This window comes from Actinocorallia sp. B10E7, assembly GCF_039871655.1.
Taxonomy (GTDB): domain Bacteria; phylum Actinomycetota; class Actinomycetes; order Streptosporangiales; family Streptosporangiaceae; genus Actinocorallia.
On the sequence record NZ_JBDPLZ010000002.1, the window covers coordinates 632,777 to 653,828 of the forward strand.

Annotated in this window: 20 protein-coding genes; 7 read left to right on the forward strand and 13 right to left on the reverse strand. The window is 72.1% G+C overall.

Going from position 1 to position 21,052, the window contains the following annotated elements; genetic code table 11:
* Positions 1-8 precede the first annotated feature (8 nt).
* Positions 9-311 carry a hydroxyisourate hydrolase gene (locus ABGB12_RS08035; RefSeq protein ID WP_347675632.1) on the reverse strand — a complete coding sequence of 101 codons (303 nt, stop codon included), beginning with the start codon at positions 309-311 and terminating at the stop codon, positions 9-11.
* Positions 312-368: 57 nt separating this feature from the next.
* Between ABGB12_RS08035 and ABGB12_RS08040 the strand changes: the two genes are divergently transcribed.
* Both ABGB12_RS08040 and ABGB12_RS08045 read left to right on the forward strand, forming a co-directional pair.
* On the forward strand, positions 369-1,898 hold the full coding sequence (locus ABGB12_RS08040; protein WP_347675633.1) for a PucR family transcriptional regulator ligand-binding domain-containing protein: 1,530 nt from the start codon (positions 369-371) through the stop codon (positions 1,896-1,898).
* A 172-nt stretch (positions 1,899-2,070) separates the two neighbouring features.
* Complete coding sequence (locus ABGB12_RS08045; RefSeq protein WP_347675634.1) at positions 2,071-3,366, forward strand: helix-turn-helix transcriptional regulator; 1,296 nt, start codon at positions 2,071-2,073, stop codon at positions 3,364-3,366.
* 82 nt (positions 3,367-3,448) lie between these two features.
* Here ABGB12_RS08045 and ABGB12_RS08050 read toward each other — a convergent pair whose 3' ends face one another.
* Positions 3,449-3,973: a GtrA family protein gene (locus ABGB12_RS08050; RefSeq protein WP_347675635.1), complete on the reverse strand. Its 525-nt coding sequence runs from the start codon at positions 3,971-3,973 to the stop codon at positions 3,449-3,451.
* A 175-nt stretch (positions 3,974-4,148) separates the two neighbouring features.
* Here ABGB12_RS08050 and ABGB12_RS08055 point away from each other — a divergent pair, with 175 nt between their 5' ends.
* Positions 4,149-5,381 (forward strand): histidine kinase, encoded by a 1,233-nt coding sequence (locus ABGB12_RS08055; protein ID WP_347675636.1) that lies wholly within the window; start codon positions 4,149-4,151, stop codon positions 5,379-5,381.
* Complete coding sequence (locus tag ABGB12_RS08060; protein WP_347675637.1) at positions 5,378-6,025, forward strand: response regulator transcription factor; 648 nt, start codon at positions 5,378-5,380, stop codon at positions 6,023-6,025. The genes ABGB12_RS08055 and ABGB12_RS08060 overlap by 4 nt, the downstream gene beginning before the upstream one ends.
* Here the strand turns inward: ABGB12_RS08060 and ABGB12_RS08065 are convergent.
* From ABGB12_RS08065 to map, 6 genes are all read right to left on the reverse strand, one after another.
* Positions 6,022-8,016 (reverse strand): cytochrome c oxidase assembly protein, encoded by a 1,995-nt coding sequence (locus ABGB12_RS08065; RefSeq protein ID WP_347675638.1) that lies wholly within the window; start codon positions 8,014-8,016, stop codon positions 6,022-6,024. The two genes, ABGB12_RS08060 and ABGB12_RS08065, sit on opposite strands and share 4 nt — an antisense overlap.
* A complete protein-coding gene (locus ABGB12_RS08070) occupies positions 8,016-8,726 on the reverse strand; it encodes a copper resistance CopC family protein (RefSeq protein ID WP_347675639.1) in 711 nt (236 codons plus the stop codon). Before ABGB12_RS08070 ends, ABGB12_RS08065 begins: the two co-directional genes overlap by 1 nt.
* The gene (locus tag ABGB12_RS08075) at positions 8,633-9,871 is read right to left on the reverse strand and encodes a DUF5685 family protein (protein WP_347675640.1); all 1,239 of its coding nucleotides are present in this window, start codon (positions 9,869-9,871) and stop codon (positions 8,633-8,635) included. Before ABGB12_RS08075 ends, ABGB12_RS08070 begins: the two co-directional genes overlap by 94 nt.
* 52 nt (positions 9,872-9,923) lie before the next feature.
* The gene (locus tag ABGB12_RS08080; protein WP_347675641.1) at positions 9,924-10,967 is read right to left on the reverse strand and encodes a trypsin-like peptidase domain-containing protein; all 1,044 of its coding nucleotides are present in this window, start codon (positions 10,965-10,967) and stop codon (positions 9,924-9,926) included.
* A 299-nt stretch (positions 10,968-11,266) separates the two neighbouring features.
* Positions 11,267-11,986, reverse strand: a complete 720-nt coding sequence (locus ABGB12_RS08085; protein WP_347675642.1) for a metal-dependent hydrolase — start codon at positions 11,984-11,986, stop codon at positions 11,267-11,269.
* Positions 11,987-12,074: 88 nt separating this feature from the next.
* Positions 12,075-12,926, reverse strand: a complete 852-nt coding sequence (gene map, locus ABGB12_RS08090) for a type I methionyl aminopeptidase (RefSeq protein WP_347675643.1) — start codon at positions 12,924-12,926, stop codon at positions 12,075-12,077.
* 56 nt (positions 12,927-12,982) lie between these two features.
* On the opposite strand from map, the gene ABGB12_RS08095 reads away from it, so the two are divergent.
* Positions 12,983-13,153 carry a hypothetical protein gene (locus ABGB12_RS08095; protein WP_347675644.1) on the forward strand — a complete coding sequence of 57 codons (171 nt, stop codon included), beginning with the start codon at positions 12,983-12,985 and terminating at the stop codon, positions 13,151-13,153.
* On the opposite strand, the gene ABGB12_RS08100 is transcribed toward ABGB12_RS08095, so the two are convergent.
* The gene (locus tag ABGB12_RS08100) at positions 13,141-13,707 is read right to left on the reverse strand and encodes a hypothetical protein (protein WP_347675645.1); all 567 of its coding nucleotides are present in this window, start codon (positions 13,705-13,707) and stop codon (positions 13,141-13,143) included. The genes ABGB12_RS08095 and ABGB12_RS08100 overlap by 13 nt on opposite strands.
* Positions 13,708-13,805: 98 nt before the next feature.
* On the opposite strand from ABGB12_RS08100, the gene npdG reads away from it, so the two are divergent.
* Positions 13,806-14,468, forward strand: a complete 663-nt coding sequence (gene npdG, locus ABGB12_RS08105; RefSeq protein WP_347675646.1) for an NADPH-dependent F420 reductase — start codon at positions 13,806-13,808, stop codon at positions 14,466-14,468.
* 96 nt (positions 14,469-14,564) lie between these two features.
* Here npdG and panB read toward each other — a convergent pair whose 3' ends face one another.
* A complete protein-coding gene (gene panB, locus ABGB12_RS08110; protein WP_347675647.1) occupies positions 14,565-15,407 on the reverse strand; it encodes a 3-methyl-2-oxobutanoate hydroxymethyltransferase in 843 nt (280 codons plus the stop codon).
* Positions 15,408-15,695: 288 nt separating this feature from the next.
* Between panB and ABGB12_RS08115 the strand changes: the two genes are divergently transcribed.
* Positions 15,696-17,819 (forward strand): SpoIIE family protein phosphatase, encoded by a 2,124-nt coding sequence (locus tag ABGB12_RS08115; RefSeq protein WP_347675648.1) that lies wholly within the window; start codon positions 15,696-15,698, stop codon positions 17,817-17,819.
* Between the two features lie 6 nt (positions 17,820-17,825).
* Here the strand turns inward: ABGB12_RS08115 and ABGB12_RS08120 are convergent, their stop codons facing one another.
* Genes ABGB12_RS08120 through ABGB12_RS08130 form a run of 3 tightly spaced genes read right to left on the reverse strand, consistent with a single transcriptional unit; the run spans position 17,826 to position 20,988 of the window.
* Complete coding sequence (locus ABGB12_RS08120; RefSeq protein WP_347675649.1) at positions 17,826-18,473, reverse strand: RDD family protein; 648 nt, start codon at positions 18,471-18,473, stop codon at positions 17,826-17,828.
* 53 nt (positions 18,474-18,526) lie between these two features.
* Entirely contained in the window at positions 18,527-20,305 is a 1,779-nt protein-coding gene (locus ABGB12_RS08125; RefSeq protein WP_347675650.1) for an NAD+ synthase, read from the reverse strand.
* Complete coding sequence (locus ABGB12_RS08130; protein ID WP_347675651.1) at positions 20,272-20,988, reverse strand: zinc ribbon domain-containing protein; 717 nt, start codon at positions 20,986-20,988, stop codon at positions 20,272-20,274. The genes ABGB12_RS08125 and ABGB12_RS08130 overlap by 34 nt, the downstream gene beginning before the upstream one ends.
* Between the last annotated feature and the right edge of the window lie 64 nt (positions 20,989-21,052).

Here is a 21,052-nt window from a genome sequence, read left to right on the forward strand (position 1 = left end):
ACGGTGAATTATGGCGTGACCAGGCAGGCGGAGTACCCGGCGGGGGTGACCTGGAGTTCGAGCCGGTCGCCGGGAGTGAACTCGAATATGACCTGTATCTCAGGGAATTTCGTAGTGAAGTACTGCGCGGTGCCCAGCCGGGCCCGGTACAGCCCGCCCTCCGCCGCGGCGAGCTCGATCTCCCCCGAGCCGCCGGTCAGCCCCTCGGCCACGGACTGCCAGGTGTTCCCGTCATAACGGTCAAGCCGGACGGGCAGTTCGGCGGCGGTCCGGCCGCGCAGGGAATCGACGACTCTCAGGGTGAGGCTCATGACCACATCCTGCCGGGTTCGGATGATCCTCCAAACCCCCGCCACTAGCCTGGGGGAGTGAAACTCCGGGATCTTCTGGACATCGGCGAGCTGGGCCTGCGCCTGCTGTCCGGCGAACACGCGCTGGACCGTCCCATCCGCTGGGTCTACCTCACCGAACTGGTGGAGACCGGACGTTACCTGTCGGGTAACGAACTGGTGCTCACCGGATTGATCGGACCCCAGCTGAGGGAGTGTCCCGAGGCGTTGGTGGAGGAGCTGGTCGACGCGGGGGCGACGGCGCTGGGCGTGGGGCTCTCGGTCCAGGACGAGGTTCCCGGACGGGTCAGGGAGGCGTGCGCGCGCAGCGGGCTGCCGCTGGTGGAGGTGCCGCGGGAGCTGTCGTTCGGCACCATCAGCGAGGTGGTCACCCGGCGGCTGACCGCCGAGCGGGCGGCGGGGCTGGCCACCGTGCTGGGGCGGCATCGCAGGCTGATCTCCTCGGTGGCCGAGGGGTCCGGGCTGCGGCGGGTCTTCGAGCTCACCCGCGCCGAGCTGGGCCGGGCCTGCTGGGTGGTGTCGCCGACGGGGCGGGTGATCACGGGTCCGGGCCGGGACCTGCCCGAGCCCGTGCGGCTGGCCGCCGAGTACCTGACCGCCGGGCGGCTGCCCCATGTGGTGAACGGGGTGAACGGGGCGGACGGGGCCGGCGGCGGCTCCTACACGCTGCTGCCGGTCAACACCCGGGCCGCGCACCGGGTGGCCGGCTGGTTCCTGGTCTGCGAGGGCGCGCTGGTGGACGTGCCGGAGGAGAGCCGGGAGTCGGCCTACGAGCTGGCGGCGCTCACCGCGCTGGAGCGGGCGCGGCTGGAGGAGGGGCACCGGGTCGAGCGCCGGCTGCTGAACGCGCTGCTGGACCCGGCGGTGGCCGAGCCCGCCGAGGTCGCGGCCCGGATGCGGGCCTGCGGCCTCGACCCCGAACGCCGGTTCGTCGCGGTGGCCTGCGAGTTCGGGGGAGCCGACGACGGGGTGGCGGTGCTGCGCGAGCTGATGCCGGAGGCGGCGGCGGTGACCGCGCTGGAGGGCGAGGCGGTGACCGTGGTGCCGGACGCGGACCCGGACCTCGTCGAGCGGCTGCGCGCGTCGGTCGCGCTGCTGGAGACCGCTCTGGTGCGCGAACGGCTGACCGTGGGGGTCAGCGCCCCGGCGGCCGGCCCGTCGCTGCTGCGCGGCGCGGTCGAGGAGGCCAGGCACACCCGGCGGCTGGCCTCGGCCCGCAGGACCGGCCGGGCCCATGTGGTGACCAGCGACGAGATCCACTCCCACGCGCTGCTGCTGGCGACCGTGCCCGACGGGGTGCGCCGCTCGTTCCGCGACCGGCTGCTCGCGCCGCTCCAGGTCTACGACACCGAGCACCACTCCGACCTCGTCCGGACGCTGACCGCCTTCCTCGACAACTCCGGTTCCTGGAACCGGTGCGCCGGGCAGCTCCACCTCCACGTCAACACGTTGCGTTACCGGATCCGCCGGATCGAGGAGCTCACCGGCCGTGACCTGTCGACTTTGGAGGACAGAGTCGACTTTTTCCTGGCACTGCGCGCGATGTGATGCTTCTCTCCGCCACAATCAACAACAATGCACACGCGGCCCCACCCCTGACGGGGGCGCGGTTCGGGCGGCAGGTGAGGGTGCGAGGATCCCGAAGGTCCCCAGCATCACCATAAAAGTAATGACTTTGTGCAAGCGGGGCATGACTCCAAGTTAAGAGGAGCGGGTGTCAGTGAGTCAAGAGACTCTGGGAGACCGGATCAGGAACCTCCGTATCAAGCTGGGCATAAGCCAGGCCCAGCTGGCCTTCCCCGAGCTCTCCGACAGCTATATCTCCCTGATCGAGAGCGACAAGCGGGTGCCCGCCCCCAGCGTGATCGACCTGCTCGCGCGCAAGCTCAACTGCTCGCCCACCTATCTGGTCAGCGGCGTCAGCGAGGACATCGTCGACGAGCTGCGGGTCACCCTGGAGTACGCCGAGATCGCCTTGCAGAACGGCGCGGCCGCCGAGGCGCGCGACCGTTTCGCCGAGGTGCTCTCCCACTCCGACGCGCTGGCGCTGCCCGAGATGCTGCGCCAGGCCCGCTGGGGCCACGCGTTGTCGCTGGAGGCCGCCGGCGAGCTGGAGGAGGCCATCGCCGCGCTGCGGGAGATCGCCGCGAACTCGTCCCTGGAGTACGACCGCGACCACTGGACCCGCGCCCACGTGGCGCTCAGCCGCTGCCTGCGCGAGCGCGGGGACACCAGCGCCGGCGTCCAGGTGGCCGAGGAGGCGCTGCGCCGCCTGTCGGTGGCCGGGGGCGAGTACACCGACGCCGCCGTCCACCTGGGGGCCACCCTGCTGGGCTGCTGCATCGAGCGCGGCGACCTGGTGCGGGCCGGGCAGCTCGCCGACGACCTGGTGGCGCGGGCCGAGAGGATCGGCACCGTGCAGGCCAGGATCGCCGCCTACTGGGAGGCCGCGTACGTGGCTGAGATGCGCGGGGAGTATGAGCGCGGCGTCGCCCTGGCCGAGCGGGCGCTGAGCCTCCTGGGCGAGGACGAGGATCCGCGCAACCTGTCCCGGCTGAAGCTGGCCTACGTCTCGCTGCTGCTGCGCGCCCGCCCGTCCGAGGCGTCCCGGGGCAAGGAGATCCTGCTGAAGGCACGCAGGGAGATCGAGGGCAACGCGGCCGGCGAGGTGGACACCGCCTGGTGCCTGACCGAGCTGGCCCGCGCCGAGACCCTGCTGGGCCGCCCCGCCGAGGCCGTCGAGCTGGCCGAGCAGGCGCTGAGCCTGCTGGGTGACGCGCCGCGGCGCACCTCCGCCTGGGCGCTGACCGTGCTGGGCGAGGCCTACGTGCGGCTGGGCCGCCGGGCCGAGGCCCTGGACGTGCTGACCCGCGCCGCCACCCATCTGGAGGAGATGGAGTCGACCCGCGACGCCGCCCAGGCGTGGTTCGACCTGGCCGAGCTCATGGGCGAGACGGGCGAGGAGACCCACCGGCGCGACGCCTACCGGAGGGCGCTGGCCTGCGTCGGCCTTTAGGAGGAGGGATCATCCTCAAGAAGGAGAAGGCCTCGGCCGCGACGGCCGGGGCCTTCTGCCGTCCGGGGAGGCGGATGGCGGATCAGGCGGCCAGGACCACCGATTCCCTGCCGCCGCGGCGGCCGTGCCTGCCGAAGACGACCAGCCGCAGGACCAGGAACCGGCAGGTGCCGGCGACACCCGAGGCGAGGATGTAGACGCTCTGGTCGAGCAGGGCGCTGGGGTGGACGACGAGGTGGTGCAGCGTCAGCATCGCCCCGGTGGTCACCAGGTAGGCGCCGAGCGCGGTGAGCGTCGACTCGCCGTGCATGCGCCAGCCGCGCCGGTCGCTCTTGAAGGACACGCGTCCGTGCAGCTCGTTGACCAGGAGGGTGCCCGCGGCGGTGACCAGCGCGTTGGCGAGGACCAGGCTCATGGCGGCGTCCAGCAGGACGAGCGCCCAGCTGGACAGGAGGGTGACGCCGCCGCCGCAGACGACGAAACGGATGAAGGAGGAGACGGGACCGGGCGTGCGGGCGTCGAGCCGCACGGCCCGGCGGCCACCGGGCGTCCGATGGCCTTCGGGGTCGGTGGGCCTGGGCCCTGTGTTGTCTTCCCTGCCGCTCATGTTCGCACGCTATCGTCAGTCACTGACACTTTTAACCTCTCGAGCACCTTAGTAAGAGAGGACCTTGATTTATAGAACTGGGTTCTGTCTCTTGCGTCACTCCCGCGCGCGGGGGATATCCGGACGGCACCTGGGGGGGAGGCCCCGGGGCGGCGTCGGCTGGAAGGATGAAAGGGTGCCCAGGTCCCTGCTCCGCCCGCTCTACTCGACGGTGACGTGGCGGCGCTGGGCGTTCATGATCCTCGGCGGGATGATGGCCACCCCCTACCTGACCATCGCGATGGTCGCGGGCGGCATCACGGGCGAGATGCTCGGCGGGGCCGACTCGCTCTGGGCGCAGCTTCCGGGGTTCCTGCTCATCCTGGCGGGCGGGCTGTTCGTGACCGGCCTGCTGCCGGTGGCGCGCCGGCTGGAGTGCTCGATCTCCCTGGAGATGCTGGGCGCGCCGGAGCAGCCGGGCCAGGACACCCGATGGCCGGCCCGCGCCCGCGCCGCCGTGTGGTTCACCGTCCACGTGCTGGTCGGCGGGCTGGTCGGCCTCTTCAGCGTGATCGTCCCCCTGCTGGCCTGCTGGATCCTCAGCCTGCCCTTCCACGGCGGGCCTCCGGGGGACACGCTGCCCTGGCCGCCACGGGGCTGGACGATCACGTGGGCGCTTCCGCTGGGGCTTCTCCCGCTGCTGGCCTTCGGCTACGGGGTCGTCCTGCTCGGCGGGCTGGCCGCCAGGGGCGCCGCCTGGGCCCTGGGGCCCTCGCCCGAGGAGCGGATCGCCGCGGCCGAGCGGCGGGCCGAGGCCCAGGCCGAACGCACCAGGCTCGCCCGGGAGCTGCACGACTCCGTCGGACACGCCCTCAGCATCGTCACCGTGCAGTCCGGCGCGGCGGCCCGGGTCCTGGAACGGGACCCGGCGTTCGTCCGGCAGGCGCTGCAGGCGATCGAGGAGTGCGCGCGGACCGCGCTGGAGGACCTCGACCACGTCCTCGGCCTCCTCCGCGAAGAGGAGGCGGGCCGGCGCCGCACCCCCCAGCGGACCCTGCGCGATCTGGAGGAGCTGCTCGGCAAGACCGGCCTGGAGATCGACCTGCGCCGGACGGGGGACCTGGACAGGCTGCCCGCCGTAGTCTCCCGGGAGGCCTACCGGATCGTCCAGGAGGGCCTGACCAACGTGGCGAAGCACGCCGGGCACGTGCCGGTCGACCTGCTGCTGTCCGTCGGCCCCGCCGAACTCGACCTGGAACTGAGCAACCCGATGGGCACGCGCACCCACGGCGGCGGAGGGACCGGCGGCCGGGGGCTGGCCGGACTGGGCGAACGGGTCCACGTCCTGCGCGGCAGGCTGAGCGCCGGCTCCGACCGGGGCCGCTGGTACCTGCGCGCCTCCATCCCGATTCCGAAGGGGAACACATGACCACGGTGCTGATCGTCGACGACGAGAGGCTGATCCGCGCGGGACTGCGGGCCATCGTGGCCGCCGAACCGGACCTGGAGGTGGTCGGCGAGGCGGCCGACGGGGCGGAGGCGCTGAGCGAGACGCTCCGGCTCGGGCCCGAGGTGGTGCTCATGGACGTGCGGATGCCGGGGATCGACGGGATCCAGGCCACCCGCGACCTCCTGGCGAGGGTCCCGCGCCCGCCCCGGATCCTGGTGGTCACCACCTTCGAGAACGACGACCACGTCTACGACGCCCTGCGCGCAGGGGCGAGCGGCTTCCTCCTGAAGCGCTCGCGGCCCGAGGAGATCCTGCAGGCCATCCGGATGGTCGTCCAGGGGGACACCCTGCTCTTCCCCGCGGCGATCCGGGCGCTGGTCGCCGAGCACGGCCAGCCCGCCCACGCGCGCGCAGACTGGCACGACCGGCTGACCGAACGCGAGGCCGAGGTGCTGCGGCTGATGGCCTCCGGCCTGTCCAACGCCGAGATCGCCGACTCCCTGGTGGTCAGCCCCCAGACGGTCAAGACGCACGTGGGCAACCTGCTCGCCAAGCTCGGCGCCAGGGACCGCACCCAGGCGGTGATCTTCGCCTACGAGAGCGGCTTCATCCAGCCGCGCTAATCGGCGCCAGCCTTGGCGGAGGAACCGGACTGGCCGGGGTCTTTGAGCTGGGAGAGCATCGCGTTGTAGCGGGCGAGCTCGGCGTCCTCGTCGCGTTCGGCCTTGCGGTCGGTGCGGCGGGAGAGCCTCTGGTCGGAGACCGCCCACTGGACGACGATCGCGATCAGCACGACGAAGGTGGGGATCTCGCCGAAGCCCCAGGCGATGGCGCCGCCCGTCTGCAGGTCGTGCACGGCCGTGACGCCCCACGGGGGCTGGACCGCCTTGTACCAGTCGGCGGCCAGCGGCTCGCCCATGTTCATCAGCGCGATGCCGAAGAACGCGTGGAACGGCATGGTGACGAACAGCATCAGCAGCCGGGCCACGTGGGGGATCTTGTGCGGCGACGGGTCCACGCCGATGATCACCCAGTAGAACAGGTAGCCGCTGAGCAGGAAGTGCACCAGCATCCAGATGTGCCCGAGGTGGTTGCGCATCATCCACTCGAACGCGGGGCTGAAGTACAGGGCGTAGGTGCTGCCGATGAAGATCAGCCCGGCGACCACCGGATGGGCCATGACCCTGGTGTACCGGCTGCCCAGGAAGGCGGACAGCCACTCGCGCGGCCCCCGGTCGCCGCGCACCTCGGCGGGCCTGAGCGCGCGCAGCGCCAGGGTCATCGGGGCGCCCAGCACCAGGAAGATCGGGGTCATCATGGCGAGCGTCATGTGCTGGGCCATGTGCACGCTGAACAACACCGGGGCGTAGGTGGCGACACCGCTCAGGGTGACGATGGCGAGGGAGACGAGCGCGACGCACCAGGCGATCGTGCGGCCCCACGGCCAGGAGTCGCCGCGGCGGCGCAGCCGCAGCACCCCGGCCAGGTACAGGCCGCCCAGCACCAGGATCAGCACCACCCAGAACAGGTCGAACCGCCACAGCGAGGCGAGCCTGGCCACGGTGATCGGAGGCGGCATCTCGTAGCCGATCAGCGCCTCCACCGTGCTCACCGAGCCGGTCGTGGCCGGGGGAGCGGTCTGGGCGAGCGCGACCGCCACGCCCATGGTCGCGCCCATGATCGCCGCCTCGACGACGGCGAGCCGGGTGAACGCCAGGGGCCTGCCCTCGCGGATCGCCGGGACCGTGTGCTCCCGGTGCCGCCAGCCGATCCAGCCCAGGACGGCGAGCAGCACGATCTTGACCAGGATGATCCGGCCGTAGTCGGTGGTGAACAGCTGCAGCGGGTCGGGCAGCCGGGAGACGGTGTTGGCCAGCCCGGACAGGCCCGTCACGACCAGGCACCCGACGGCCAGCCGGCTGAACCGGCTGACGGCGGTGTCCAGCAGCCGGCCCCCGCTCATCGCGTGCCAGACCAGGACGGCGAGCCCGCCCACCCAGGGCACCACGGCCAGCAGGTGCAGGGCGAGCCCGACCACAGCGACCGAGTGGTTGGGGGAGGAGGCCGAGTGGCCGGTCAGCCCGGGCGGCAGCAGCGCCGCCAGGGCCAGCGCCAGCAGGCCCAGGGAGGCGGCCGGGGTGGAGACCGTGCGGGCCAGCAGCGCCACCATCACGCTCATGAGGATGACCACCAGCAGCGCGGTCCCCTGCGGGATCTGCCCGGCATAGCTGGACAGCTCGTGGCCGCGCAGCAGCCCGGTGACCGGAAGGCCGAGGATCTCGGCGACGGTCAGCACCAGGGTGGCTCCCGCGGCGGCGGCCCAGACGGCGGCGCACCAGGCCGACGCCTGCAGGTAGCGCTGGGCCGCCGAGGTCAGGCCGTCCTTGATCAGGGGGAGCAGCACGACCGCCATGACCAGGCAGCCGACGGTCAGAGCCGCGGCGATGTCCATCACGGTGCGGACCACCGGCAGTCCCCAGCGGACCAGGACCCCGGCGTCGCTGATGCCGGGGATGACCCGTTCGGCGACCGCCCCGCCGACGTAGAGCGCGCCGACCAGGCCGATCACGGTGGTGACGACCGCGATGGCGGCGGCCTTGGCGACCCCGCGCATCAGCGACGCCGCCGCATCGTGAACATGAGGCCGATGCCCGCGCCGGCGGCCAGCCCGGCGCCGACCATGATCCAGCGGGTGGCGCCGCCCTCGGCCGGGGCGTCCTCGGCGCTCTGCGCGCCCTGGCCGGTACCGGGGTCTTCGGCGGCGGGACCGGTGCCGCCCTCACCGGTCACCGTGAAGGACAGCACCCCGGTGACCGGATGGCCGTCGGCGGAGATCACCCGGTAGCCGACGGTGTACTTCCCGGCGGGCAGGGTCCCCTTGATCTTCTGGACGACCTTCTCGCCGTCCAGATCGGCGGCGCCCTTCTGCACCTCGGCCTCGGATTTCTCCGGGCGGATGACGACTTTGGCCGAGCGCAGGGCCTCGTTGAAGGTCAGCGTCACCTGGGAAGGGGCGGCGATCTCGGCTCCGTCGGCGGGGGTGCTGCCGGTGAGCGCGGTGTGCGCCCGGGCGGGAGCGGCGAGGAGGAGCAGCAGAAGCGTGGCCAGCGCGGTGAGCGGGCCGATCCGTCGAGCAGGAGAGGTCATGGTCTTCTCGGTTCGGGGCTGGAGACCCTTCCACCTTATTGACCCCTCGGGGCGGACGGCGCCCGCCCGCCCCTGACGGGGGGTCAGCAGTCGCAGCCGCAGTCGCAGCAGCAGCCGTCCCCGCAGCAGTTTGAGCAGCCGTCGCAGCCCGAGCAGCAGTCGCCGCAGCCGTCGCACCGGGTGCAGGCGCACCGGTCGGAGCACGGGGACCCGTGGTACTCGCTCCACTCCGGCCGCCACAGGCCGCAGGTGCAGCCGACCAGGGAGCCGGCCAGGCACAGTTCGGGTCCGCAGCCCGGACGGCTCTTGGGCGGACGGTAGCCGGGAGGGACCTGCCCGGGCGGGGGGTAGTGCCCCGGCGGGGGGTACTGGCCTACGGCGGGCAGGACGGGAAGCCCTCCCCGGCTGGAGGCGGAGGGCTCGTCGAACACCGCGTACGGGTGGCCCTGGAACGTCCGGTCCACCGCCTTGCGGACCTCCCGTTCCAGCAGGGCCTTCACCAGCGCGCGGTCCTCGAACTCGACCTCGGCCAGGGCCAGGCGCAGCCCGTGCAGGGACTCGTCGCACAGGCGCCGGGCCTCGCGCAGGGGGGTGTCGGTGGCGGTCAGGGGGTTGAAGGCCCCGATGGAGTGGTCGGCGGGCAGGTCCTCGACGGCGTCCAGCAGGTGGGCGAGCCTGCCGAAGAACCGGCCGGCCTCGGCCAGGGGTTCGGCGTTGCCCGGCCTGCCCGCCAGCACCGCGGTGTGCGCGAAGGCGGCCGCGACGGCGGTCTCGGTCGGCTCCAGCAGCTCCAGCAGGGTGAGGCCCGGCGTCCGTTCCAGCACGGTCTGGCGGGCCACGGCGTCCCGGAGGACGTCCACGTCGAAGCCCAGGCCCTCCCCGGTCGTGCCGCCCGCGGCGTCCCAGCGGTCGGCCATCCGGCCGGCGGCCGCGGCGACCGGCCTGCGGGCGTAGGGACCGTCGCCGTCGGCGATGTGGTCGCGGGTCTTGCCCGCGGCCAGCAGCAGGGAGACGGCGGCGGCCAGGCGCGCGCCCTCGGCCCGCGCCGTCACCACGTCGGCGCTCTTGAAGCCCCGCAGCGCGCACGCTCCGGCCTTGCGGCGCGGGGACGTCTCGGCGGACTGGGCCTCGGTGAGCACGGAGACCAGCAGTCCGTCGTAGTTGGTCACCAGCCGGGCACGGTGGCCGTGCTCATCGCGCAGGGTGAGGCACAACCCGCAGAGGTGGGCCATCCAGTCTTTGAACAAAGTCGTACACATACCGTGCCGACAGGGTCGTACCACCCCGAACATCGTTTTCCCTTCGCAAACCAGACAGCGCATTATTCACCGACGCCGCCGTTCGCGTGGTGGTTCGAGGGATGAGTGAGAAAAATCAACCTCCGGGTAGTTCGCCGAGCTTCACCTGCACGGTCTGCTCCGCTCCATCCCGACGGATCTTCACCGGTACGGTCTGGCCCACGTTCAGACCGGCCAGGACCTCGGCGAGCGCGGTGGTGGTCGGGGTCGCCCGTCCGTTGACCTCGGTGATGACGTCGCCCTTGCGCAGGTCCGCCGCGTCCGCCGCGCCGCCCTCGGCCACCGAGACGACCGCGACCCCGCCGGGCTCGCCGGTGGTGATGTTGAAGGTCTGGGCGATCGTGACGTTCAGCGCGGCCCGTCCGGAGCTGGTGACCTTGCCGGAGGAGATCAGCTGGGGCGCGATGGTGCGGACGGTGTTGCTGGGGATGGCGAATCCGATGCCCGGGGCCGGGGAGCCCTCGCCGGTGCCCGCGGCCAGTGTGGGGATGCCGACGACCTCGTTGTTCAGGGTGACCAGTGCGCCGCCGCTGTTGCCGGGGTTGATGGCCGCGTTGGTCTGCACCGCGTCGGAGATGGTGGCACCGGGGAAGGAGCCCTGCCGCCGGCCGGTCACCGTCCGGCCGGTCGCCGAGACGATGCCGTTGGTGACGCTGCCCGACAGGCCCAGCGGACTGCCCATGGCCAGGACGATCTGCCCCACCTTCAGTTGGGCGGAGTCGCCGAAGGTCGCCGGGGGGAGGTTCGCTCCGTCCACCTTCACGACGGCCAGGTCTCCGGCGTTGAAGGAGCCGACCAGCCGGGCGTTCAGCGGGTTGCCGCCGCTGGAGGGCACCACCTGGAAGGTGCGGGCCCCGGCCACTACGTGCGCGTTGGTCACGATGTGGCCGTCGGCGTCGTAGACGACACCCGACCCCTCGCCCTGGTCGGTGTTGATCTGGACGACGGACGGCAGCGCGGCGGCGACGATCCGCGTGTAGGCGTCCTCCAGCCCGGCCGCGGCGGTCGCCTGCCCCGGAGAAGCGGTCCGCGTCGTCGTGCCGTTCTCGCCGCCGCCTCCGGTGCATCCGGTCAACAGTGCGGCGGCCAGCGCCGCCGCGCAGAGCTCTCGTTTCCTCACGAACGTTCTGTTCCCCCGCTGGCGGCCTCATAGACGGCATCCCGGAAGTGGCGGGGAGGAGAGCGTTCCCTCTCGACCGGAGATTTGCACGGCCGTGGCACTGACCTTCTCCGGCGGAACGGCGTACGCTCGAAAATGCCGTATCAGGATAAAACGGAAGAGACGGTAAAGGTATGGACATTCTGCCGGGCTGTGGTCAGTGCAGCTGCTCCGACGAGACCCAGAAGGTGGACGGCACCCTCCACTCGACGACCCTCAAGGACTGAGTCGAGGGCGGCGGGCCCGCCGGGCGGGCCCGCTCAGGCCTTGCTCTCCAGCCAGCTCGTGATCTCGTCGCCCATCGCGGTGCGGACGGCGAGGATCACCGCTCCCAGGGTGAGGAGCGGAGTGATCACCCACTTCTCCGCCCTGCCGTTCGTCCGCGGGATCAGCGGCACCCCCAGCCGCCAGGGCGCCGGCCACAGCACCGGGCAGCCGCGCGGGGTGCAGCAGTCGCCGGCCACATGGACGACGCAGCCCAGCGCGACGGCGTAGCCCGCCCACGTCATGTCGACGTCGTGCATCCAGTAGACGAGCCCCGCCGCGGCCAGCGCGTTGAGCACCCCGGTGAAGGCGTCGCTGGAGCCGGTCCCGACGCCCAGGCCGCGCAGGCCGAGCCCGACGAGCAGGAACAGCAGCACCCACCAGATCCGCTCGTGGTGGGTGGCCAGCCAGTCGGCCCCGTATCCGGCGCCCAGCGCGAAGAGGATCGAGTGGGTGGCCTGCCGGTGCCCGCCCGAGACCTTGGAGACGACCTTGCAGAGCCCCCGGCTGAAGATCCCGAAGGTGTTGGCGATGGTGCCGTCATGGTGGTCGACGTCGGGCAGCATCGCGGCTCCGGCGCACACCACGGTCCCGGCCGCGATCTGCCCGGCGGACAGCTGCACCGCGTAGCCCTGCAGCAGCCCGGCGTCCTGGATCAGCGGCACGGCGGCCAGCCAGGCCACCGCGCCCGACAGGGCGTGGGTGGGGCCCATCATGCGGCACGCGCCTCGGAGGTCAGCACGGGCGGATTATCACCCGCCCGCCCGCCGGAATCGCGGCCGCCGCGCTGTTCGTACGGGATTGTTACGGCAGGGTGAGGATCTCCGCGCCCGTCTCCGTCACCAGGATGGTGTGCTCGAACTGGGCGGTGCGCCTGCGGTCCCGGGTCACCACCGTCCAGCCGTCGTCCCACATGTCGTAGTCGTGGGTGCCCAGGGTGAGCATGGGCTCGATGGTGAAGGTCATGCCCGTCTCGATGAGCGTGGTGGCGTGCGGGTCGTCGTAGTGCGGTATGACCAGCCCGGAGTGGAACGTGGTGCCGATGCCGTGGCCGGTGAAGTCGCGCACCACTCCGTAGCCGAAACGGCGGGCGTAGGCCTCGATCACCCGGCCGATCACGTTGACGGCGCGGCCCGGGCGGACCGCCTTGATACCGCGCATCATGGCCTCGCGGGTGCGCTCCACCAGCAGGCGTGACTCCTCCTCGACGTCGCCGACCAGGAACGTGGCGTCGGTGTCGCCGTGGACCCCGCCGACGAAGGCGGTGATGTCGACGTTGACGATGTCGCCGTCGCGCAGGACGGTGTCATCGGGGATGCCGTGGCAGATCACCTCGTTGATCGAGGTGCACAGCGACTTGGGGAAGCCCCGGTACCCCAGGGTGGAGGGGTAGGCGCCGTGGTCGAGGAGGAACTCGTGGCCGATCCGGTCGAGCTCGTCGGTGGTGATCCCCGGACGCACGGCCGCGCCGACCTCGGCCAGGGCCTGCCCGGCGATCCGGCCGGCCACCCGCATGGCCTCGATGATCTCGGGCGTCTTGACATCGGGCTCGCCCGTCCTGGGGGACCTCTTCCCGACGTACTCGGGCCGCTCGATGTTCGCCGGGACCTTGCGCGGGGGCGAGACCTTGCCGGGCGTGAGATACGTCGTCGTCATGGAATGAGAGTTTAGATGCCCGGATCAGGGCAGGAATTCGTACAGGAGGAGTGATCATGTCTGATGAGGGACACTGGTTTTTCTGTCTGCGGCACATGAAGGTGGAGCAGGGGCCCGGCTGCCCCGACAGGGTCCGGATGGGCCCCTATGACTCCGAGGAGGCCGCACGGTTCGCCCTGACCACCGCGCAGGAGCGCAACGAGGAGTGGGACTCTCAGGAGAGCTGAGGCCCGCTGACGGCGTCCAGCAGCCGCGCCAGCCGCTCCCGCAGTCCGCGTCGGGGGCTCTCCTCGGCGGCCGCGGCGCTCACCAGGTGCTGCGCCTGGTCGAACGTGACCAGGCCGCTGGGCCGGACCGTCAGCGCCTCGTGCGCCAGCCCGGTCAGCTCCCGGTCCCCGCCGTCCAGGGCGAGGATCACCGCTCCGGTGCGCCGGGCGTCGTCCACCCGCTCCAGCAGCGGGTCGGGCGCCCGCTCGGGCGAGACCACGAACAATGCCTCGCCGCGCCGGGCGTCGGCGAGGCGGTCGAGCCCGACCGACAGGTGCGCGGGCGCGCCCGGCGGAGGGTCCCAGCGCACCAGGGTGGGCTTGAGCTCGGGGACGAAGCGGCTCTCGTCGTCCAGGTGGGCGGCCAGATGCCAGGGCTCGTCCTCGGGGGTGCCCAGCAGCAGCAGGTCCTCCCGCGCCGAGGAGCGCAGGGTCCGGGCGAACCTCCGGGTGTCGGCCATGAGCTCGGTGGAGGAGAGCAGCTCCCGCAGCAGTGTCACTTGACCGGCGTCCATGGCTCCCATCCTGACGCAGCGGGCCCGCCTCCGCCCGGGGATCGCCACGGGCAGGGTCGATGGAATCCCGTTCGGACGCACCTGGCAGGATCACGAACATGAGCGATCTCCCTGACGTGAGCGGCCTGACCATCGGCATCCTGGGCGGAACCGGGGACCAGGGCAAGGGCCTGGCCCGCCGGTTCGCCCTCGCCGGGCACCAGGTGATCATCGGTTCGCGGGCCGCCGACCGCGCCCAGGAGGCGGCGGCGGAACTCGGCGAAGGGGTGCGCGGCCTCGACAACGCGGCCTGCGCCACCGAGTCCGACATCGTGATCATCGCGGTTCCCTGGGGCGGGCACCAGGCGACCCTCGAGTCGCTGAAGTCCGAGCTGGCCGGGAAGATCGTGGTGGACTGCGTGAACCCGATGGGCTTCGACAAGAAGGGCGCCTACGCCCTGCCGGTCGAGGAGGGCAGCGCCGCCCAGCAGGCGGAGGCCATCCTCACCGACAGCCGCGTCGTGGCCGCCTTCCACCACGTGTCGGCCGTGCTGCTGCTCGACCCCCAGGTCGACGAGATCGACCTGGACGTGCTGGTGCTGGGCGACGACCGGGAGGCGACCGACCTCGTCCAGGCCCTGGCCTCGCGGATCCCCGGCGTCCGCGGGATCTACGGCGGGCGGCTGCGCAACGCCCACCAGATCGAGGCCTTCACCGCCAACCTCATCTCCATCAACCGCCGCTACAAGGCCCACGCCGGCATCCGCGTCACCGACGTGTGAGCCGACGGACCACCGCACGGATCCGAACAGAGGCGGAACGGCCCCGGCGAGAGCCGGGGCCGTTCCTTTTCTCCTCCAGGGGGCGGGAGGGAGAGATCAGTGGTAGGAGTGCTCCGGAGCCGGGAAGGCGCCGCCGACGACCTCCTCGGCGTAGGAGCGGGCGGCCTCGGAGAGCATGTCGCCGACCGCGGCGTACTTCTTCACGAACTTGGCGGTGTGCGGGACCAGCCCGGCCATGTCCTGCCAGACGAGCACCTGGGCGTCGGTCGCCGCACCCGCGCCGATGCCGATGGTCGGGATCGAGAGCGAGGTGGTGACCCGCTCCGCGAGGTCCTCGGGCACGCACTCCAGCACCACGGAGAAGGCGCCCGCGGCCTCCAGCGCCTTGGCGTCCTGCAGCAGCTGCTCGCCGGCCTCGCCGCGGCCCTGGACCCGGTAGCCGCCGAAGACGTTGACCGACTGCGGGGTCAGCCCGAGGTGGCCCATCACCGGGATGCCGGCCGCGACCATGGCCTCGGCCTGCGGCAGCACCCGGCGGCCGCCCTCCAGCTTGACCGCGTGAGCGCCGGTCTCCTTGAGGAAGCGGGTGGCGGTGGCCAGGGCCTGCTCGACCGAGCCCTGGTAGGAGCCGAACGGGAGGTCGGCGACGACCAGTGCGCGCTTGGAGCCGCGCACGACCGCGGCGGTGAGCGGGAGGAGGTCGTCGACCGTCACCGGGACGGTGGAGTCGTATCCGTAGACGACCATGGCGGCGGAGTCGCCGACGAGCAGGACGGGGATGCCCGCCTCGTCGAAGATCCGTGCGGTGAGCGCGTCGTAGGCGGTGAGCATCGGCCACTTCTCGCCGCGGGCCTTGGCCGCTGCGATGTCGCGTACGGTGATCCGCCGGGTTCCCTGGCCGCCATAGAGCATGGTCGACCGGTCCTGCGCTGTGGACATGCTTGATCTACCTCCAGTCTCGAGGCGCCCCTTCGGCGTACCCGGACGGGATCGATGATCCCACCAACTCAACGGCAGGGGAAGGGTCCCCATTCCCAGCTTTTTGTCCAAAGGTGAAGGAAATCTCACTCCCGGTGCCGGGCCGGACACGGGCGGACCCCGCCGGAAGGGCCGGCCGGACTCGCCGCGCGGCGACCGCTCTTGGGTGGGTAACCACGCACGAAACGCTTCGGTACCCCATACTTGAGCGCAGGACTCGACAGGCGGACGGCGGCGGGAGCGGCAGACGTGAGAACCGCGATGGCGCGAAAGGCCACTGCGTCCATTCCGGATTCGGCGTCCAGGACCCTGGTCCTCGGCCTCGACGCCGACGGCAGGATCGTCCAGTCGGGCCGCAACGCGGCCTCGGTGCTGGCGCTGGAGCCCGCGGAACTGCTGGGCACCCCGCTGGCCGAGCTGATCGAAGAGGGCGCGGAGCAACTCGAGGGCCTCCTCGCGGCGGTCGCCGAGGGGCAGGAGCGCACCGCGGTCTGGCGGATGCGCGGCCCCGGCGAGGCCGTGGTGACGATCCAGCCGATGATCGGCGGGACGGACCTGGCCGCGCTGGCGCACATCAAGATCGCGCTGCCGTCGGCCGAGCGCTTCCAGGACCCGGTGCAGGTGCGCCGCGCCCTGTTCGACGACCCGCTCACCCGCTTCGGCGCCAACCTCGACCTCGACCAGTGCGCCCGCGAGCTGGCGAACGTCGTCGTGCCGCACTACTGCAACGTCGCGGCGATCGTGGTACTGGAGAGCCTGGTCGCCGCCGACGAGTCGCCCGGAGCGGCCGGCGGCTCGGCGGTGCTGCGCCGGATCGCGCTGGCCACCGACAACCACGACCTGGACTGGGCGTCGACGTTCCCCACCGGCGAGGTGCTGGTCTACCCGCCCGACACCCCCTACCGCGACTGCCTGGACCGCAGGGAGGCCGTGCACCTGCGGCAGATCACCGAGGAGCAGGCCACCGAGATCGCCGCGGCCTGGCGCCGCGACCCGGTGAAGGAGCTGCTGAGCGACGTCTCGATGGTGATGCTGCCGCTGATCGCCCAGGGCTCCCTGCTCGGGATGATGATCTGCACCAGGACCGCGGGCTTCCGCCGGTTCGACGCCTACGACGTCGAGATCGGCATGGAGTTCGCCTCCCGCGCCGCCATCGTCATCGACAACGCCCGCCGCTTCAGCCGGGAGCGGGCCACCGCCCTCACCCTGCAGCGCAGCCTGCTGCCCAACCGGCTGTCCCACCCGTCCTCGGTCGAGGTCAGGCACCGCTACCTGCCCGGCAGCAAGCTGGTCGAGGTCGGCGGCGACTGGTACGAGTCGATCGCGCTGCCCGGCGGCCGGGTCGCGCTGATCGTCGGCGACGTCGCGGGCCACGGCGTCAAGGCCGCCGTCACCATGGGGCGGCTGCGCACGGCGCTGCACACGCTGGCCAACCTGGACTACCCGCCGGCCGACGCCCTGCACATCCTGCACGAGCTGATGACCGAGCTCGGCGAGCAGGAACCGCACTTCGCGACCTGCGTCTACGGGGTCTACGACGCCATCAGCGGCCTGCTGGAGATCGCCTCGGCGGGGCACCTGCCGCCGCTGCTGCTGCGCGCCGACGGCACCACCGAGTACCTCGACCTGCCCGACGCCCCGCCGCTGGGCGTGGTCGGCGGCAACCCGATCGAGAGCCGCGAGTTCGCCGTCGAGGACGGCAGCATGTTCGTCATCTACACCGACGGCCTGGTCGAGAGCCGGGGCCGCGACATCGACGACGGGCTGGCCCGGCTGCGCGGGATCTTCGACGCGTCCGCGCTGGAGCGCCCGATGGAGGACCTGGCCAAGGCCTGCCTGGCCGGCGTCTACGACGACCACCACCGCGACGACATCGCGCTGCTCATCGCCCGGCTGCGGCGGCTGCCGTCCGACACCCACGAGTCGTGGACGCTGCCCAACGACCCGGCGGCCGTGCGCCGCGCCCGCGGCCTGGTGCGCGCCCAGCTGGAGGAGTGGGGTCTGGCCGAGCTGTCCTACACCGCCGAGCTGCTGGCGTCCGAGCTGGTCACCAACGCGGTGCGGTACTCGCCGGGCGCGCTGGAGCTGCGGCTGCTGCGCGAACGCACCCTGGTCATCGAGGTGATGGACCGTTCGGCGGCGCTGCCGAGGCTGCGCCGCGCCGCGGACGACGACGAGGGCGGGCGGGGCCTGCTGGTGGTCAGCGAGTTCGCCCGCCGCTGGGGCACCCGCAGGACCGCCCTGGGCAAGGTCGTCTGGTGCGACCTGCCGCTGCCGGGCACCGACCCGGACGACACCGACTTCAGCGAGCAGTGGCCGGGCCAGTACCACCACACCGACGAGTTCCCGCTGCCGCGGCTGCCCCAGGACTGAGGGAGTTCAGCGGCGGGCGTCGTTCAGGACGACGGTCTTGGCGAGCTTGTCGTGCCAGGCCTGACGCTTGGGCCTGTCCCACAGCGGCGAGAAGGAGTTGATCGTGGTGATCAGGCCGATCAGCGGCAGCATGCCCAGGAACCCGAAACCCATCGGGTAGAGGGCGGCGCGGCCGAAGGCCCTGCCCCGCGACAGCGGCAGATGGGGGGCGTCGACGGAAGCCACCCGCAGGCGCATGAGGCGTTTGCCCAGGGTGCGGGACCACAACGCGTTCTGGACGCCGTCGTAGAGGAAGTACCCGCCGAAGACGATCAGGAAGAGGGAGGCGACGGCCAGGTTCCCCACGGCGGTCTCCATCTCGGGGTCCCGCTTCTGGGCGGTCACCATGATCGGGACGATCAGGGCGACCGCCGTGACGGCCGCGATGAGGACGTCGATGACCCTGGCCAGGAGTCGTTTGCCGAGATGGGCCACGGCGAAGTAGCCCGGCGGCGCGTCAGGCGGCCCCCAGGGGGGCGCGGCGTAGTAGTACCGGTCGTGCGGGCCGTAGGGGTCATAGGCCGGGTGGTGGGCCTGCGAGGGGTACTGTCCGCCGTACTGTCCTGGCGCGAGGCGCGGATCGCGCGGATCCTGCCGGCCGGGCGGCGTCGCCATGGGAACTCCCATCGGTCAGGGAGCGATGATCATAGCTGGCCGAACGTCGTGTTTCAGTGTTTTTCGCGCCAACGGGACGTGATGGGCAGGCGGCGGTCGCGTCCGAAGTTCTTGCCGGTGATCTTCGGGCCCGGCGGGTACTGGCGCCGCTTGTACTCGGCCCGGTCGACCAGCAGGATGACGCGCTCGACCAGGGCCGGGTCGTGGCCGGCCGCGACCAGCTCGTCGTGGCCCAGGTCCCGCTCGACGTAGTCGTCCAGCAGCCGGTCGAGGACCTCGTACGGCGGCAGGGAGTCGACGTCCCGCTGGTCGGGGCGCAGCTCGGCGGACGGCTCCTTCTCGATGATCGCCACCGGGATCGGCTCGGGGCCCAGCGCGGCCAGGAACGGGCCGGGGCCCATCTGGGTGTTGCGCCAGCGCGACAGCTCCCACACCAGGGTCTTGGTGAGGTCCTTGATCGGGCCGAAGCCGCCGGCGCTGTCGCCGTAGAGGGTGGAGTACCCGACGGCGAGCTCGCTCTTGTTGCCGGTGGTCAGCACCAGGTGGCCGTGCTGGTTGGACAGGCCCATGAGCAGGTTGCCGCGGATGCGGGCCTGAAGGTTCTCGGCCGCCAGGCCGGTCAGCTCCAGCTCCCGCTCGTAGGCCTCCACCAGGTCGCGGATGGGCAGGGTCCGGGCGTGCAGGCCCTGGCGCTTGACCAGCTCCTCGGCGTCGCTCACCGAATGGTCGCTGGAGTAGCGGGAGGGCATGAGCACCACGTGGACCTTCTCGGGGCCCAGCGCGTCGGCGGCGATGGCGGCCACCAGCGCCGAGTCGATGCCGCCGGACAGGCCGAGGATCACCGAGCGGAAGCCGTTCTTGCGGACGTAGTCGCGCACCCCGGTGACGAGGGCGCCGTACACCTCGGCGGCGTCGTCGAGCGGTTCGGCCAGCGGCGCGGGCTCGGCGGGGCCGTCCCGCCGGGGCCCGTCGGAGACGAACCTGCGCTCGACGGTGATCGTGGTGCCGTCCCCTGCGTCCAGCGGGAAGGAGCCCTCGCCCAGCGAGGAGTCGGCCTCGGGCAGGTCGAGGTCGGCGATCAGCAGGTCCTCGGTGAACCGGGGGGCGCGGGCCAGCAGCCTCCCGGAGGCGTCGACGACGAGGGAGTCGCCGTCGAAGACGAGCTCGTCCTGGCCGCCGACCATGTTGACGTAGGCCAGCGCGCAGCCGGCCTCCCGGGCGCGGCGGGCGCACAGCTCCAGCCGCACGTCGTCCTTGCTGCGCTCGTAGGGCGAGCCGTTGATCACCAGTAGCAGCCCGGCGCGGGCCTTGGCCGTGGCGCTGACCGGCCCGCCGTCCTGCCACAGGTCCTCGCAGATGGCGGAGGCGACGTCCACCCCGGCGATCCGGACGACCGGCAGCCGGTCGCCCGGCACGAAGTACCGGAACTCGTCGAAGACCCCGTAGTTGGGCAGGTGGTGCTTGGCCGAGCGCAGCAGCACCTCACCCCGGTGCAGCCAGGCGAGTGAGTTCTCGGGGGCACCGGGGGGCTGCCCGGCCGCGGCGGTCTCCCTGCGGTCGAGGTAGCCGACGGCCACGGGCAGCTCGCCCAGGCCCTCGGCGGCCAGCCGGGCGGCCAGCTCGACCAGGCACCTGCGGGAGGCCTCCGCGAAGGACCCGCGCAGCGCCAGGTCCTCCACCGGATAACCGGTCAGCACCATTTCCGGGAAGGCCGCCAGATCCGCGCCGGCCTCCAGGGCGCGACGGGCTCCGGAGACGACGAGCTCGGCGTTCCCGCCGAGGTCGCCGACCGTGGGATTCACCTGGGCGAGAGCGATGCGTAGACGTGCCACGCCGACCAGCCTAAGGCCTGTTTCGAAGTCGAGACAGTCCGGTGCCCGGTGGCGTCTGTCCGGTGGGATCCGTGGTGGGTCCCGGTCCGGGGTCGGCGCCTGGGGCGTTCCGGATGCGGCCGAGCAGAGGCCTCCCCTTCGGGGCGGCTGCCGCCTCGCCTCCCGCCGCCTGTTGGGGCGGTGCGGGTGCGGGTGGCGGTTGACTCGGCCAGGGCTCCTTGCAGCCCCGGCCCGAACACGCCCAACGCGTGCCGGGAAGAAGAGAAGTCGACCGACGCGGTCTTGGGGTCGGCCGGATCGGTCCAGGTGACGAACGCGCCGAGCGCGGCCGAGACCAGGTCCCGATCGGCGACCAGCCCGCAGGACGGGCAGCGGTGCACCCGCTGCTTAAGGGTCTTGGGTGTCCTCTGCCCGCACAGGCAGTGCTGGGACAGCGCGGTGCTGAACGTGGCCGCCCGCCCCAGCCTGCCGCCGACTGCGGCGCATTCGGCGGCCAGCGCCGTCTTCAGCATGCCGGGGGTGAAGACGGCGCACGCCCGCCCCCACAACCGGAACCACGCGCTGACCGGGCCGTCCCACCGCCACGCCGCAGCCTTGTTCGCACCCCGCGTGCGGCGCACACCACTCTCGGGGCCGCCGGAGGCATCCGGCGGCCCCGGCCTGGTGGCAACGGTGGTCTGCATGACCCCGGATCCTGCCATGAGCGACCGACAGAACGCAGAGAGTCACCAAAATTGTCGCCACTAT

Coding starts and splice junctions, on each gene's coding strand:
- ABGB12_RS08095 (WP_347675644.1), top strand. CDS start 12,983: ATGTCTGATGAGGGACACTGGTTTTTCTGTCTGCGGCACATGAAGGTG.
- map (WP_347675643.1), bottom strand. CDS start 12,926: ATGACGACGACGTATCTCACGCCCGGCAAGGTCTCGCCCCCGCGCAAG.
- npdG (WP_347675646.1), top strand. CDS start 13,806: ATGAGCGATCTCCCTGACGTGAGCGGCCTGACCATCGGCATCCTGGGC.
- ABGB12_RS08065 (WP_347675638.1), bottom strand. CDS start 8,016: ATGCGCGGGGTCGCCAAGGCCGCCGCCATCGCGGTCGTCACCACCGTG.
- ABGB12_RS08085 (WP_347675642.1), bottom strand. CDS start 11,986: ATGATGGGCCCCACCCACGCCCTGTCGGGCGCGGTGGCCTGGCTGGCC.
- ABGB12_RS08060 (WP_347675637.1), top strand. CDS start 5,378: ATGACCACGGTGCTGATCGTCGACGACGAGAGGCTGATCCGCGCGGGA.
- ABGB12_RS08050 (WP_347675635.1), bottom strand. CDS start 3,973: ATGAGCGGCAGGGAAGACAACACAGGGCCCAGGCCCACCGACCCCGAA.
- ABGB12_RS08035 (WP_347675632.1), bottom strand. CDS start 311: ATGAGCCTCACCCTGAGAGTCGTCGATTCCCTGCGCGGCCGGACCGCC.
- panB (WP_347675647.1), bottom strand. CDS start 15,407: ATGTCCACAGCGCAGGACCGGTCGACCATGCTCTATGGCGGCCAGGGA.
- ABGB12_RS08075 (WP_347675640.1), bottom strand. CDS start 9,871: ATGCGCTGTCTGGTTTGCGAAGGGAAAACGATGTTCGGGGTGGTACGA.
- ABGB12_RS08120 (WP_347675649.1), bottom strand. CDS start 18,473: ATGGCGACGCCGCCCGGCCGGCAGGATCCGCGCGATCCGCGCCTCGCG.
- ABGB12_RS08100 (WP_347675645.1), bottom strand. CDS start 13,707: ATGGACGCCGGTCAAGTGACACTGCTGCGGGAGCTGCTCTCCTCCACC.
- ABGB12_RS08130 (WP_347675651.1), bottom strand. CDS start 20,988: ATGCAGACCACCGTTGCCACCAGGCCGGGGCCGCCGGATGCCTCCGGC.